This is a genomic window from Pseudomonas sp. ASL9 (assembly GCF_056680335.1).
Genome location: NZ_CM155277.1, coordinates 148,714 through 162,653, shown reverse-complemented (window position 1 = coordinate 162,653; position 13,940 = coordinate 148,714). Strand labels below are relative to the sequence as shown.

Annotated in this window: 11 protein-coding genes and 2 riboswitches; of the genes, 6 read left to right on the top strand and 5 right to left on the bottom strand. The window is 58.8% G+C overall.

Annotated elements, in window-relative coordinates:
* Positions 1-81 precede the first annotated feature (81 nt).
* The 3 genes from AC1ME2_RS00725 (at position 82) to nfuA (ending at position 4,759) form a co-directional block, all read left to right on the top strand.
* The gene (locus tag AC1ME2_RS00725; RefSeq protein ID WP_480438697.1) at positions 82-2,373 is read left to right on the top strand and encodes a fatty acid cis/trans isomerase; all 2,292 of its coding nucleotides are present in this window, start codon (positions 82-84) and stop codon (positions 2,371-2,373) included.
* Positions 2,374-3,072: 699 nt separating this feature from the next.
* Positions 3,073-4,107 carry an acyltransferase family protein gene (locus tag AC1ME2_RS00720; protein ID WP_480438696.1) on the top strand — a complete coding sequence of 345 codons (1,035 nt, stop codon included), beginning with the start codon at positions 3,073-3,075 and terminating at the stop codon, positions 4,105-4,107.
* Positions 4,108-4,165: 58 nt separating this feature from the next.
* Positions 4,166-4,759, top strand: coding sequence for a Fe-S biogenesis protein NfuA (gene nfuA, locus AC1ME2_RS00715; protein ID WP_480438694.1), 594 nt, complete (start codon positions 4,166-4,168; stop codon positions 4,757-4,759).
* A gap of 87 nt (positions 4,760-4,846) precedes the next feature.
* Here nfuA and AC1ME2_RS00710 read toward each other — a convergent pair whose 3' ends face one another.
* From AC1ME2_RS00710 to AC1ME2_RS00690, 5 genes are read right to left on the bottom strand one after another with little or no spacing between them, the layout of a single operon-like run.
* Positions 4,847-5,095 (bottom strand): DUF1272 domain-containing protein, encoded by a 249-nt coding sequence (locus tag AC1ME2_RS00710; protein ID WP_480438693.1) that lies wholly within the window; start codon positions 5,093-5,095, stop codon positions 4,847-4,849.
* A 58-nt stretch (positions 5,096-5,153) separates the two neighbouring features.
* On the bottom strand, positions 5,154-5,900 hold the full coding sequence (gene cobM, locus AC1ME2_RS00705; RefSeq protein WP_480438691.1) for a precorrin-4 C(11)-methyltransferase: 747 nt from the start codon (positions 5,898-5,900) through the stop codon (positions 5,154-5,156).
* Between the two features lie 53 nt (positions 5,901-5,953).
* Positions 5,954-6,379 (bottom strand): cobalamin biosynthesis protein, encoded by a 426-nt coding sequence (locus AC1ME2_RS00700; RefSeq protein WP_480438690.1) that lies wholly within the window; start codon positions 6,377-6,379, stop codon positions 5,954-5,956.
* Positions 6,376-7,089: a CbtA family protein gene (locus tag AC1ME2_RS00695; protein ID WP_480438689.1), complete on the bottom strand. Its 714-nt coding sequence runs from the start codon at positions 7,087-7,089 to the stop codon at positions 6,376-6,378. Before AC1ME2_RS00695 ends, AC1ME2_RS00700 begins: the two co-directional genes overlap by 4 nt.
* An 11-nt stretch (positions 7,090-7,100) precedes the next feature.
* Entirely contained in the window at positions 7,101-7,286 is a 186-nt protein-coding gene (locus AC1ME2_RS00690; RefSeq protein ID WP_480438688.1) for a CbtB domain-containing protein, read from the bottom strand.
* Positions 7,287-7,381: 95 nt separating this feature from the next.
* A riboswitch (cobalamin riboswitch) is annotated at positions 7,382-7,604 on the bottom strand.
* 76 nt (positions 7,605-7,680) lie between these two features.
* Positions 7,681-7,892: riboswitch (cobalamin riboswitch) on the top strand.
* 98 nt (positions 7,893-7,990) lie between these two features.
* Between AC1ME2_RS00690 and cobW the strand changes: the two genes are divergently transcribed.
* Genes cobW through AC1ME2_RS00675 form a run of 3 tightly spaced genes read left to right on the top strand, consistent with a single transcriptional unit; the run spans position 7,991 to position 13,892 of the window.
* Complete coding sequence (gene cobW / locus AC1ME2_RS00685) at positions 7,991-9,055, top strand: cobalamin biosynthesis protein CobW (RefSeq protein ID WP_480442405.1); 1,065 nt, start codon at positions 7,991-7,993, stop codon at positions 9,053-9,055.
* A gap of 3 nt (positions 9,056-9,058) precedes the next feature.
* On the top strand, positions 9,059-12,823 hold the full coding sequence (cobN, locus tag AC1ME2_RS00680; RefSeq protein ID WP_480438686.1) for a cobaltochelatase subunit CobN: 3,765 nt from the start codon (positions 9,059-9,061) through the stop codon (positions 12,821-12,823).
* Positions 12,824-12,842: 19 nt separating this feature from the next.
* Positions 12,843-13,892 (top strand): magnesium chelatase ATPase subunit I, encoded by a 1,050-nt coding sequence (locus tag AC1ME2_RS00675; protein ID WP_480438685.1) that lies wholly within the window; start codon positions 12,843-12,845, stop codon positions 13,890-13,892.
* Positions 13,893-13,940: the final 48 nt, after the last annotated feature.

Genomic DNA, 13,940 nt, shown 5'->3' with positions numbered 1-13,940 from the left:
GGGCTTTCTCATGAATATCGCTCATGTTGGAGCGCATAAGCACTGTAGAATCACCACGCTTTAAGGGTCGGGACACAGGACATGGCGTATCGCGTACTCGCAAGCCTCCTTTTGCTGCTGATGTGCAGCGGAGCGCGTGCGCAAGATCCAGGATCTACTATTTCCTATAGCCGAGACGTGCAGCCGATCTTTACCGAGAAATGTGTTGCCTGCCATGCCTGTTATGACGCGGCGTGCCAGCTCAACCTCGGCAGCGCCGAAGGGGCGCTGCGTGGGGCGTCGAAAATCCAGGTGTACAACGGCGAGCGCAGCGAAGCCGAGGCGCCCACCCGCCTTTATTACGACGCCCACAGCGTTACGGCCTGGCAACATAAGGGCTTCTATTCGGTGCTTGATGCGCAAAGCAGTCAGGTGGCGTTGATGGTGCGAATGCTTGAGTTGGGCCATAAAACCCCTCTGATGCCCAATGCCAAAGTCCCGGCCGAGATCATTCTCGGCATGACCCGAGACAATCAATGCCCGATGCCAGCTGAGTTCGATGCCTATGCCGGCAACCATCCCAAGGAAGGCATGCCGCTGGCGGTGGCAGGCCTGACTGAACAGCAGTATCAAACCTTGCGCGGCTGGTTGGCGGCGGGTGCGCCTATCGATGAACAGGCGTTGGCCCCCAATGCCCGCGAGACGCTGCAGATTACCCAGTGGGAAGACCTGTTCAACGCCCCTGGCGCACGGGAAGGGCTGGTGGCTCGGTGGCTATATGAGCACCTGTTCCTTGCGCACATTTATTTCGAAGGCGGCGAGCCGGGGCATTTCTTTCAATGGGTTCGTTCTCGCACACCAAGCGGTCAGCCCATCGACGTGATCAATACCCGACGGCCCAACGACGATCCGGGCAGCGTCATGTATTACCGCCTGTGGCCGGTGCAAGGGGTGATCGTGCACAAGACCCACATCACGTACCCCATGAGCCCGAGTAAAATGGCGCGGGTCAAAGAGCTGTTCTACAGCGGTGACTGGAGTGTCAGTGCGTCGCCTGGTTATGGGCCACAGCGTCGTGCCAATCCGTTCGAGACCTTTGAGGCGATTCCGGGCCGGGCGCGTTATCAGTTCATGCTCGACAACGCCGAGTACTTCATTCGCACCTTTATTCGTGGGCCGGTGTGCCATGGAAATATCGCGAGCGATGTCATTCGCGACAACTTCTGGGCGCTTTTCCAGGACCCGGCACACGATCTGTACCTCACGGATGAGGCCTATCGTGCCAAGGCCACGCCGTTGCTGTCCATGCCAGGCCAGATCGACGACGTTGGCAGCGTGCTGATGTTATGGCACTCGTATCGCGACAAACGCAACGAGTATGAGGCGCTGCGCAGCAAGGCCTACGCTGACGCGCCAGCACCCAGTTGGTCGACCTTGTGGGCCGGCAACGACAATGCCTTGTTGTCGATTTTTCGTCACTACGACAATGCCTCCGTCAATAAAGGCTTGATCGGCGAAATCCCGCAGACAATGTGGCTGTTCGACTTCCCCATACTTGAACGCACCTACTATCAGCTCGCGGTCAATTTCGACGTATTTGGCAACGTTGCGCACCAGGCGCAGACCCGGCTGTATTTCGACCTGATCCGCAACGGCGCCGAGCAGAACTTCTTGCGCCTGATGCCCGCCGACTCGCGCGATGACCTGTTGAGCGATTGGTACCAGAACAGCGGCAAAGTGAAGATGTGGCTGGATTATCAGGGCATCGACGACGATACGCCGAGCGGCATCAAGTTCAGTGAAAAAGATCCCGTGCATGATTTCGCCCATCAACTCCTCAAGCGCTATGGCGACTTGAACGTCACGCCAGACCCGATCAACCGCTGCAGTGGCGCGTACTGCGCCCGGCAAACCCTGGAGCCTGAATTGCAGGACGCCGAACAGGCGCTGAGTCGTCTGGCCTCGCGCCCGGCGGCCGGGCTGCACGTGATTGATCAATTGCCAGAAGCGAGCATGCTCCGCATTCAGGCCAGCGATGGTAAACGTGAGCTCTACAGCATGCTGCGCAACCGTGCGCACAGTAATGTCGCCTTCATGCTCGGTGAGGCATACCGCTTTCAGACGGGGCTGGATACCTTGACCATCTACCCTGGGGTGCTGAGCAGTTATCCGAACTTCATGTTTGATATTCCTGCCAGGCAGGTGCCATCGTTTGTCGAGGCCATGGAGCAGGCCCGGGATGCCGATGCGTTCGAAAAAATAGTCCAGCGCTGGGGTGTACGCCGCAGTAATCCACAGTTCTGGTTTTATTTTCACGACTTGACGCGCTACATCCAGGAGACCGAACCGGTTGAGGCGGGGGTGCTGGATATGAATCGGTATGAGAATTTGTAGTCCCGCTTGAGGCCGTCTTCGCAGCGGGACGCGTAGTTGCAAGCCTGTTCCCATCAAAGAGATTTTTAATCTTTTAAAAACAATGTGATGGTATTGGTTGCGATGTGTATATCCGGCATTGGTGTGTGCTGAAATTACGGTTCCGCTCTTACAGCGTGTCACTTTTTCAGACGCCAAAAAGTAACCAAAAGGCTTTGCCCCGCCATACGGATCCTCGCCTAGGCTCGGATTTCCCTCGCTCCGGCATTGCTCCGGGGGTCGCCGCAAGGGGCCGTCCCTGGCCCCGTGCGGCTTACTCGGCATCCTTGCCTCATACCCCCCTGCGCAACGCCTGCGCTCGGCCTTCTGGAAAAGGGGCCTTACCGTAATTCGAGAGTCAATTCACTTAAAAATCAAAGGAAAATCAAGACCCGGTGGGAGCGAATTTATTCGCGAAGGCATCTTATCTGACACACCACCACCAATCACGACACCCAAATCGCAACCCAGTTTGCTGCGCGACAGCGCGGCGTCGAAGACGGGGCGTGGCCTCCCACAGAGGTCCCTTATTTCCCCGGCAAAACATGGCCCGCAGCCATCTACCGATCATCACGCTAGCGCAACCTTTTGCGCCTTATGGCGGTCCGACGTACCGAGAAGTCCTGAAATAGCGATTTATTCGGGGTCCTTGATCGTGATTTCAAAATAGGTGAGTTGCGGATGTTGATTTCGGTTCAAGCCCTGCGAGCACACGCCGCGTGGGTTGTTGTGTGTCACCACTTCATGCAGATTTTCTTTGATTTTCATGCCAGCGGCCCTGTAGGGCAGTTTTTCGTCGACAAGGGGGCGGTAGGAGTCGATATTTTCTTCGTTATCAGTGGGCTGGTGATTTACCTGTCGACCCAAGACAAAGACATGCCGGCCGGTCGTTTCATGGTCAATCGCATCATTCGTATTGTCCCCGCCTATTGGGTCTACACCGTTGCCATGGCGCTGCTGATTGTTGTGGCACAACCGCTGATGCCTCACGCAGTGATCGACTGGCCGCATTTCATCATGTCGCTGCTGTTCATTCCGTCTGAAAATCCCGGCGGTTACGGGATGTATCCGACGCTGAACGTGGGCTGGACGCTGAATTATGAAATGTTCTTTTATTTGCTGTTCTCGTTGGTGTTCCTGGTCCATCAGCGTCATCGACCGCTGATTGTCGCGGCCGCATTGTTCGCGGTGAGTGAGGTCCTGACACGTTACGGCTGGATCAGCCACTTCTACCGCAACGATATTGTTTACGAGTTTCTGCTGGGCATCGGCATTGGCATTATCTACCGCCGGGGCTGGATCACTCCCCGACTATGGCTTCCGTTGTTGGCGATTGCCGGTGCGGCTGTCACTATTTATCACCTGCCGCCTTCACAACGGTTTATGCACTGGGGGCTGCCAAGCGCTTTGATCGTCATCGCCTGTATCTCGCTGGAACCGTATTTCCAGGGCAACCGATTATTCAAGGCGCTGGGCGACTGTTCCTACTCGGTGTATTTACTCCACGTACTGGTTCTCTACGGCGGATGGCTGGCGTCTGAGCGCTATGGACTCAATCCTTATGCTGTGTTCGCTGTGTGTATACCGCTGATTGCCCTAGGGGCCTGGGGCAGCTACGAATGGATCGAAAAAGGACTGTATCTCCGCCTCAAAAGCTGGCTGGACAAGCGAAGAGCGGTGGGCGAGGCGGCGGCCCTTTCCCGACAAAATTACTAGGACTTTGTGCGGCGCGAATGATTGGCGTAAACTGCGGCCACGTCTGCGAGGAATTTTCATGACCGCTATTACTATTACCGATGCCGCCCACGACTATTTGGCCGATCTGCTTGAAAAGCAGAACACCCAGGGCATCGGCATCCGCGTGTTTATTACCCAGCCTGGCACCCAATACGCTGAAACCTGCATTGCTTATTGCAAGCCGGGCGAAGAGAAACCAGAAGACAAGGCCATTGGCCTGAAAAGCTTCACTGCTTGGATCGACTCCTTCAGCGAAGCGTTTCTGGATGATGCCATTGTCGATTACGCCACTGACCGTATGGGCGGTCAGTTGACCATCAAGGCGCCAAACGCCAAAGTGCCGATGGTCAATGCCGACAGCCCGATCAACGAACGCATCAACTATTACCTGCAAACCGAGATCAATCCGGGTCTGGCCAGTCATGGCGGCCAGGTTTCGCTGATCGATGTGATTGAAGAGAACGACGAAAATATCGCTGTGCTGAAGTTCGGTGGCGGTTGCCAAGGCTGCGGCCAGGCTGACGTAACCTTGAGAGAAGGGATCGAGCGTACGTTGCTTGAGCGTATCCCCGAGCTCAAAGGCGTGCGCGACGTTACCGACCACACGCAAAAAGAAAACGCCTACTACTAAGTCGGGTGTCTCTCAACGCGATAAAACAGCTACAAAAAAAATGCCTCGACTGGTTCGAGGCATTTTTTTGTGTCTCGTGCAGCCGTTTCAGCTGGCCTTGGCGCAACCGGCCGGGTTGAACACGCGCTGGCTGGAAGCCGGGTTCTTGAGCAGCGCAGCACCGGTGCGTGCCGGACGTGGCAGGAGTTGCCCGGAGCAATTGGGGCAGACACCGCCTAGACGGTCGTGTGCGCAATCACTGCAGAAGGTGCATTCAAACGAGCAAATCAACGCGTCCTGGCTGTCGCTAGGCAGGTCGCGGTCACAGCATTCACAGCTCGGGCGAAGTTCAAGCATGGGGGGTGGCCTCGTCAGGTGGTTGGTAACAATGCCAAACACTAGTGGCTCTTGGCAATCAGGGCCGGTAGATATGTGCATGTCCGGCCCGATAGAGTGAAGATTCGGCGAACTGGTCATTGGCCAATACCCGGCCCACCAGAATCAAGGCGGTACGGCGAAAACCCTTGGCTTGAACTTTTTCCTCGATGTCAGCCAGGGTGCCCAGCACCCAATCCTGATCCGGCCAACTGGCGCGATGGACCACGGCAATCGGGCAGTCGGCGCCGTAGTGCGGGGTCAGTTCAGCAACAATTTTCGGCAGGTTCTTGACCCCTAGATGAATCGCCATGGTCGCCCGATGCTGCGCCAGGCTGGTCAGCTCCTCGCCAACGGGCATCGAGGTTTTATCGGCGTAGCGGGTCAGGATCACGCTCTGGGAGATATCCGGCAGCGTCAGTTCGGTGCCCAACAGTGCGGCGCAGGCAGCGGTCGCGGTGACGCCAGGGATGATTTCGAAGGGAATATCCAGTTCACGCAGGTAACGAATCTGCTCGCCAATGGCGCCATACAAACTGGGATCGCCCGAGTGCACTCGGGCGACATCCTGGCCTTGTTCATGAGCGGATTTCATCACGGCGATGATCTGTTCCAGGTGCAGTTCGGCGCTATTGACCACGTGTTCGGCCTGGTGGCCTTCAAGGACGGCGGTCGGTACCAGCGAGCCGGCGTAGATAATCACCGGGCAACTGCGGATCAGGCGCTGGCCTTTGACCGTGATCAGCTCCGGGTCGCCGGGGCCTGCACCGATAAAAAAGACGGTCATGGGTTCTCCAGAATCTAGCCATGGGCTGTTGAAGGGGAGTGAAAGCAGATGGATTATCGACGATTAGGTACGTCGCCGGCCAAGGCAAACGTCGCGTGTGAGTTTTTCTGGCGGGTAATGAGTAATTCGCTGTGGCGTCCGCCAAGGCGTTGCGACAGCGCTAATGCGCAGCTTTCGGCCACGCCGTAGCACCCTGTATGGGCGAATGCGATGGCCGAACGGTAACTGAGTTGCGCGTCGAACCCCGCCAACTCTGCCGCACTGAAAAATACCAGTGGCAGACTCAGGCGCTCGGCCAGCGCCAGCAAGCCTGGTTCAGAACGTTTTTGATCAATGGAGGCGAGGGCAGTGATGGCTTCAATTGCCAGACCCTGTGCCTGCAAAGCCTGTTCAATCAATTCAAGCAACAGGCTAGCAGGGCAGCCGCGCTGGCAGCCGAGGCCGACCACCAGGGTCGGCACAGAGTGTTGCTGGGTCATGTGCGGTGATTGACGTGCGGGGTGTTGATTTCATGATTGTTGCGACGGAACAGCCATGCGCTGATCAGGCCCAACGCGACCCAGAACAGCGCATTGGTCAACAGCGAGGCGATCTTGAACTGAGCTGCCAAGGCTTCAGGGGCGAGGCTCGCATGCACGTCGGGTTGCGGCGCGCCAATAAGATGCGGCACCAGCAGAGTCGCCACCCCCAGCACCTTGAGTAACCAGTGCTTGCCAAACACGATCAGCGCCAGGGCAACAGCGGTAGACGCGGCAGTGCCCACCCACCAGATTTGTCGCTGAACCAGATCAGCTGCCGCGGTACCTGGCAGCTCAGGCGGCAGGCCCAAAGTTGGCGCCAGAACGAACACGGCAAAACCGGCCAGCCCCCACAGTACGCCCTGAGACGTACGGCCCGGCGCACGCAGGGTATAAAGCCCCGCCAGCATCAATGCAAAACCGACCGCGACCACCAGATTGCCGCCGGTGGTGGACACGACACGCTGCCAGCCATCCTGTGGCTCCCAAGCCTCGGCGTCGTGAACGTGCCCAGCGCCTTCAGCATGCTCATGGACGTGTTCTGTCGGCGCCTTTTCATAAGTCTCCGCGTGCAGAATCAACGGTGCGACCCAGAAGCTTTGCAGCAGCGTCAATAACAGTGCAGCTAGCAGACCTGTGAACCCGGCCGTTTGAGCGATACGCTTGAACATGCTGGCAGGTCTCAATGGCAAGGGAAGGCAGAGCTGTGACGGGTGTCGTGCGCAGCGTTGTGGACCGCATCGATATGCGAGAAGCCGGCGAAGTAGACCAGAAATGCACCCAGCAAGAGGGCGCTGACAGCAGCCGTCAGGCGTCGAGTTTGAATGGAAGTGGTGGTAGCTGAGTGGTTGATGGTGCTGATCGACATGACGCTTCCCTAATGATCCGGGCAAGTAGGCAAGCGCATGGAAACCCTATTGACAGACGTCAGTAGAGGTTCAACAGCGCCCGCCCACCGCGGGTTGTTATGTGATTTGTCGGGCCGGTCTCCGGGCTTGCGAAGGGTCTGTATGCAACCTGACCATCAAGAATCGCCTTCCCATGCCGGACTGCCGGCACAGTGGATATGACTCTTCACTCGCTTACCGTTGCGGGGGCAGCGCCGGACTTGCTTATGCACATTGGCATGAAGCGCACCGGTTTCCCGTTTCACCCTGTGAAGGGCACCCGAAACAAGGGGCTAGGAAAACATGGGCCAGCACGGGAGTCAACCGAGTACCTCTGCGGCCGAGTTGGTTATTGACCTGTCTGCGGTCACTGCGTAGCCTTGCTCGCTCGAGGTGCTCCGGTATTGCACGGAGCTAAGAAGGGAACGCGGTTCAAGCCGCGGCTGCCCCCGCAACTGTATACGGTCATGTTCATTGCACTGCCACTGCACGCGTGTGGGAAGGCGCAATGAACGCGTGTCGGACGCTTTTCAGGCCATCGACACGCCGCCGTCAGCCAGGAGACCTGCCTCGACACGAGATTCTCACTACAACCGGGCGGGGTGATCCGGTGGCGAATTGATCCGCGTGCGTGCGCTGCGTGGATATCGTCCTGCTTGCCCGCCGCTTTGCCAAAGGGCATCCGATGAAATCACTGGCCAAACTTCCCGTCACTATCGTTACCGGCTTCCTCGGCTCGGGCAAAACCACGTTGCTGCGGCACATGCTCGATAACGCCGAAGGTCGGCGCATCGCAGTGATCGTCAACGAATTCGGCGAGCTGGGCATCGACGGCGACATCCTCAAGCAATGCACCATCGGCTGCACCGAAGAAGAAGCCAACGGTCGTGTCTACGAACTGGCCAACGGTTGCCTGTGCTGCACGGTTCAGGAAGAGTTCTTTCCGGTCATGCGCGAATTGGTTGCCCGTCGCGGCGACCTGGATCACATTCTGATCGAAACCTCCGGTCTGGCGTTGCCAAAACCGCTGGTACAAGCCTTTCAGTGGCCAGAAATCCGTAACGCCTGCACGGTCGATGCGGTGATTACAGTGGTAGACAGCCCAGCCGTGTTGGCAGGCACCTTCGCTGCGTTCCCGGATCAGGTCGATGCCCAGCGCAAACTCGACCCAAATCTTGACCATGAATCGCCACTGCATGAGTTGTTTGCCGATCAACTGGCGAGCGCGGACCTGGTCATCCTTAATAAAGCCGACATGCTCGACGCGGCTGGCCTGGCGGCGGTTCGCGCGGAGGTGTCGGAAGAGTTGCCGCCTGCGGTCAAAGTGATCGAGGCCAGCAGTGGTCGTCTGCCCATCAACGTATTGTTGGGGCTGCGTGCCGAGTCCGAGGTGCATATCGATAGTCGCCGCACCCACCATGACCATCACGAAGGCGATGACCATGACGACCATGATCATGATGCGTTCGATTCGATCTCGATCAAATTGCCCCAGGCTGACGAAAGCCTGTTGCTCGACGCCCTGACGCAGTTGGTGGTGCAGCACGGCATTTTGCGGGTCAAGGGTTTCGCGGCGATTCCGGGCAAGCCGATGCGCTTGCTGATTCAAGGCGTAGGGACGCGGTTCGACAAGCATTTCGATCGCGCTTGGCGTGCCGATGAAGAGCGCGCAACCCATCTGGTGTTGATCGGTCAGGAACTCGACGCCAGCCTGCTCGAAGCCCAACTGCACGCAGCGGTTGCCGGCTGACCTATGCATTTACTGAGAACCCAGCCCGGCGGTTTTGTACCCGACGACAGCATCGCTGATTTGGGGCAAACCCCAGCCGAGCTGGTGATCCTCTGTAGCGGCGATTCGCATCTGGCGTTGCTGGCCGAGGCGGCGCAACAGTTGCCTGAGGATTACCCGAGCCTGCGTCTGGCCAACCCGATGCAAGTGCAAAATCACGCATCAGTGGACATGTACGTCGATCAAGTACTGCGGCATGCCAAGGTGATCTTGATTTCCCTGCATGGCGGCATTGGGTATTGGCGCTATGGCGTCGAGCGTCTGGTGGAACTGGCTGGGCGGGGTGTGCAGTTGATTCTGGTGCCGGGCGATGATCGTCCGGACCCAGAGTTAAGCGGGCTGAGCACCGTTGCGGCCGAAGAGGGCGAGCGGCTTTGGCATTTCCTTCGCCAGGGCGGCATGCACAATGCCCTCGAGTTATATCGCTGTTTGGCAAACTGTTGGCTGGGCCGCGATTATCCTTGGACGGAGCCTCAAGCCTTGCCGCGCACGGCGATCTACCACCCGCATAAAGCCAATGCCGAACTGACGGACTGGCAGGCCGATTGGCACGCTGCTCAGCCGGTTGTGGCATTACTGTTTTATCGATCTCACCTGCAAGCGGCCAACACCGGTTTTGTCGACGTGTTCTGCGCTCGCTTGCAGGCTCAGGGTTTGAATCCTTTACCCATCGCCGTCGCCAGCCTGAAAGAGCCAGGCTGCCTGGCCGTGGTGGAGGACCTGCTTGATGAAGTCGGTGCCGAGCTTATCCTGAATACCACCGGCTTTGCTCAATCCAGTCCGGAAGCACCCCATGTGCGACCGTTTCGGCGCAATGTCCCGGTGATTCAGGCCATCTGCGCCCAGGACAATGAGCCAGCATGGTCCGCCAGCGAACAAGGTCTGGGCCCGCGAGACTTGGCGATGCACATTGCATTGCCGGAACTGGACGGGCGGATTATCAGCCGGCCGATCAGCTTCAAGGATCTGGCCTGGCACAGCGAGCGCAGTCAGTCCGATGTGGTGTGTTATCGCGCCCAGCCTGAGCGTATGGATTTTGTTGCCGAGCTGGCGCGACGCTGGATCGACCTCGCACGCCTGCCCAATCAACACAAACGCGTCGCGCTGATTCTGGCCAATTACCCTACCCGCGACGGTCGGATCGGTAACGGCGTCGGGCTGGACACGCCGGCCGCCGCGTTGAATATTTTGCGGGCGTTACACGCCGAGGGTTATCCGCTGGCGCCGTTGCCTGAAAGCGGCACTGCCTTGATCCACGCGTTGCTTGGCGGTGTCACTAACGATCTGGACAGCATCGATCTGCGCCCGTGTCAGCAGAGCATGGGGCTGGATGAGTACCAGGCGGCGTTCGATGACTTGCCTGCGGCTAATCGCGAGGCAGTGACTGCCCGCTGGGGTGCGCCGCAGGGCGACCCGATGTTTCGTTCTGGAAGGATGATGGTCGCGGGGCTGCGTTTTGGCCTGACGTTCATTGGCATTCAACCGGCGCGGGGTTATCAAGTGGACGCCAGTGCGGTCTATCACGACCCGGATCTGGCGCCGCCCCATGGTTATCTGGCGTTCTACTTCTGGTTGCGCAAAGCCTATGGCGCCCATGCGGTGGTGCATGTGGGCAAGCACGGCAATCTTGAATGGTTGCCGGGGAAAGGTGTCGGCCTGTCGCAAAATTGCTGGCCGGACGCAGTATTGGGTGCGATGCCGAACATCTATCCGTTCATCGTCAACGACCCCGGTGAGGGCGCCCAAGCCAAGCGCCGTACCCAGGCAGTGATCATCGATCACTTGATGCCGCCGCTGACCCGCGCCGAAACCTACGGCCCGCTACGTGACCTGGAAGTGCTCGCCGATGAGTATTACGAAGCACAGTTGCTCGATCCGCGTCGTGCGGGCGAACTGCAACGAGACATTCTCAAGCTGGTGCGTGAAACCCGAATCGATCGTGAACTGCAACTGGACGAACAGCTCAACGCTGAGGCGGATGCCGCCCTCTGGTTGCCGCGTCTGGACACCTATCTGTGTGATCTGAAAGAGTCACAGATCCGCGATGGCCTGCATATATTCGGCGAATCGCCCAGTGGACGTCTGCGCATTGACACGTTGCTCGCTTTGCTGCGAATTCCTCGCGGCGATGGCCGTGGTGCGCAATCGAGCTTGTTGCGTGCCCTGAGCAAATCCTTCGAGCTGAGTTTCGATCCGCTCGATTGCGTGTTATCAGAGCCCTGGGGTGGGCCTCGCCCAGCGCAACTGTTGAACATCAGCGCCGAACCCTGGCGCACCGCGGGTGATACGCGTGAGCGGCTGGAGTTGTTCGCGGCGTGGTTGATTGAGCAGGTTCTGGCATTAACGCCAGTCGCTGATCTGACTAAAAACAATGAGTTAGCGCTTATCCTTGATTGTTTAGGTGAGGTTGTTGCGCCACGTCTGGATGCCTGCGGTCCTGCGGAAATGCAGGGTTTGCTTGACGCCTTGAGCGGTCGATTCGTCCCGGCAGGGCCCAGCGGTGCACCCAGTCGGGGGCGCCTGGATGTACTGCCTACCGGGCGTAATTTCTTCTCCGTAGACGTACGTAATCTGCCCACCACCACCGCATGGCGCATCGGCTTTCAATCGGCGAACCTGCTGCTGGAGCGACACTTGCAGGATCATGGCGATCACCTGCGCCAGCTGGGTCTGTCCGTCTGGGGCACGGCGACCATGCGCACTGGCGGTGATGATATCGCCCAGGCCATGGCCCTGATGGGTGTGCGTCCGGTCTGGGCCACAGGTAGCCAGCGGGTCGACGACTTTGAAATCCTGCCCCTGAGCCTGCTCGACCGGCCTCGGGTGGACGTAACATTGCGCGTCTCGGGGTTTTTCCGCGATGCGTTCGCCAACCTGATTCGGCTGTTCGATGCCGCCGTTCAAGCGGTCGCCGCTCTTGACGAACCGGATGACCTTAATCCACTGGCGGCCAAGGTGCGCGAAGAGCGCCAGCAGTTTGAATGTAACGGTTTGAGTGCCGACGATGCCGCACGACAAGCCGGTTGGCGGATTTTCGGCGCCAAGCCGGGTGCTTATGGGGCGGGCGTGCAAGGTGCTATTGACGGGCGCTTGTGGCAAAGCCGCGAAGACCTTGCCGAGGTCTACCTGAACTGGGGCGGTTATGCGTACGGCGGCGCTGATGAAGGCACGCCGGCGCGCGACCGTTTTGCTCAGCGCCTGACCCAGGTACAAGCAGTGCTACAGAACCAGGACAATCGGGAGCATGACCTGCTCGATTCCAACGATTATTACCAGTTTCAGGGCGGCATGCTCGCGGCCGTGGAAAGCCTCAGCGGGCAGAAAGCCGCAAGCTACCATGGCGATCACAGTCAGCCTGACTTGCCGAAAATTCGTACCCTCAAAGAAGAGTTGAACCGGGTGGTACGTGCGCGTGCGGCCAACCCAAAGTGGATTGAAGGGGTCAAGCGCCACGGCTACAAAGGCGCGTTCGAAATGGCCGCGACGGTGGACTTTTTATTTGCTTTCGACGCCACCACGCATTTGATTGATGATCACCAATACGTATTGCTGGCCGATGCCTATCTGTTGGACCCCTCGACTCGCGAATTCATCGAGCAGCACAATCCCGATGCGCTGCGCGATATCACCGAACGCATGCTCGAAGCCCAGCAGCGTGGTTTGTGGGAGGCGCCGGGTGAGTACCGCCAGGCGCTGGAAAACCTGCTGCTGGATATAGAAGAAAATTAATGATTGTTGAGAGGCAAGCATGAACGATATTCCGCACTTTCCGCTGGCTGCGGTAGTGGGTGCCGATGAACTGAAGCTGGCGTTGTGCCTGACGGCTATCGATCCGAAGATCGGTGGCGTACTGATCGAAGGGCCGCGCGGCATGGCCAAGTCGACCCTCGCGCGTGGCCTGGCCGATTTGCTGGCCAGCGGGCAATTCGTCACCTTGCCGCTGGGAGCGACAGAGGAACGCCTGGTGGGCACGCTGGACCTGGACGCCGCACTGGGCGAAGGTCGGGCGCAGTTCTCCCCAGGCGTACTGGCCAAAGCCGATGGGGGCGTGCTGTACGTCGACGAGGTCAATCTATTGGCCGATCATCTGGTCGATCTGCTGCTCGATGTCGCCGCCAGCGGGACCAACGTGATCGAGCGCGATGGTATTTCCCATCGTCATGCGGCGCGGTTTGTCCTGATTGGCACCATGAACCCCGAGGAGGGTGAACTGCGTCCGCAGCTTCTGGATCGCTTCGGCTTGAACGTGGTCTTGAGTGGCCATGCGGCCCCGGCCGAACGAGGGGAAATCATTCGCCGACGGCTGGATTTCGATGCTGATCCCGTGGCGTTCTGTGAGCACTGGGCGGAGCAACAGTCCGCCTTGAAACAACGTTGCGAACAGGCGCGGGCGCTGCTGCCCACCATCGCCCTGGATGATCAGGCGCTGGGGCAAATTACTGAGCGCTGCTTTGCTGCAGGGGTGGATGGGATGCGTGCGGACCTGGTCTGGCTGCGTGCGGCACGCGCCCATGCGGCGTGGCGCGGCGCGAAGGAAATCATTAGCGAAGATATCGACGCGGTTGCCGAGTTTGCCCTGCGTCATCGTCGCCGCGTCGGCTCGCCGTCCATGGGAACCCCTCCGCCAGTTGAAGCTTCATCGCCGCAGACTTCAGATGATAATGCGCCCGGTAATGCCCATACCGCCGAACACCATGAGAGCCAAGGTGACGGGCAGGGCAGTTGGGGCGAGTTGCCTGCACAAACACTGCCTGTCGGTATCCGCCGTGAAGTGCCGAGCTGGCCAAAAAAGCCGTAGGCATCCGCCCTCGTTCAATACCGGGGGCGGATGCCTCGCCCCAGCCTG

What these genes read in the sequence shown, in the direction of transcription:
- AC1ME2_RS00725 (WP_480438697.1), top strand. Translation starts at nt 82, where the DNA reads ATGGCGTATCGCGTACTCGCAAGCCTCCTTTTGCTGCTGATGTGCAGC.
- AC1ME2_RS00720 (WP_480438696.1), top strand. Translation starts at nt 3,073, where the DNA reads ATGTTGATTTCGGTTCAAGCCCTGCGAGCACACGCCGCGTGGGTTGTT.
- nfuA (WP_480438694.1), top strand. Translation starts at nt 4,166, where the DNA reads ATGACCGCTATTACTATTACCGATGCCGCCCACGACTATTTGGCCGAT.
- AC1ME2_RS00710 (WP_480438693.1), bottom strand. Translation starts at nt 5,095, where the DNA reads ATGCTTGAACTTCGCCCGAGCTGTGAATGCTGTGACCGCGACCTGCCT.
- cobM (WP_480438691.1), bottom strand. Translation starts at nt 5,900, where the DNA reads ATGACCGTCTTTTTTATCGGTGCAGGCCCCGGCGACCCGGAGCTGATC.
- AC1ME2_RS00700 (WP_480438690.1), bottom strand. Translation starts at nt 6,379, where the DNA reads ATGACCCAGCAACACTCTGTGCCGACCCTGGTGGTCGGCCTCGGCTGC.
- AC1ME2_RS00695 (WP_480438689.1), bottom strand. Translation starts at nt 7,089, where the DNA reads ATGTTCAAGCGTATCGCTCAAACGGCCGGGTTCACAGGTCTGCTAGCT.
- AC1ME2_RS00690 (WP_480438688.1), bottom strand. Translation starts at nt 7,286, where the DNA reads ATGTCGATCAGCACCATCAACCACTCAGCTACCACCACTTCCATTCAA.
- cobW (WP_480442405.1), top strand. Translation starts at nt 7,991, where the DNA reads ATGAAATCACTGGCCAAACTTCCCGTCACTATCGTTACCGGCTTCCTC.
- cobN (WP_480438686.1), top strand. Translation starts at nt 9,059, where the DNA reads ATGCATTTACTGAGAACCCAGCCCGGCGGTTTTGTACCCGACGACAGC.
- AC1ME2_RS00675 (WP_480438685.1), top strand. Translation starts at nt 12,843, where the DNA reads ATGAACGATATTCCGCACTTTCCGCTGGCTGCGGTAGTGGGTGCCGAT.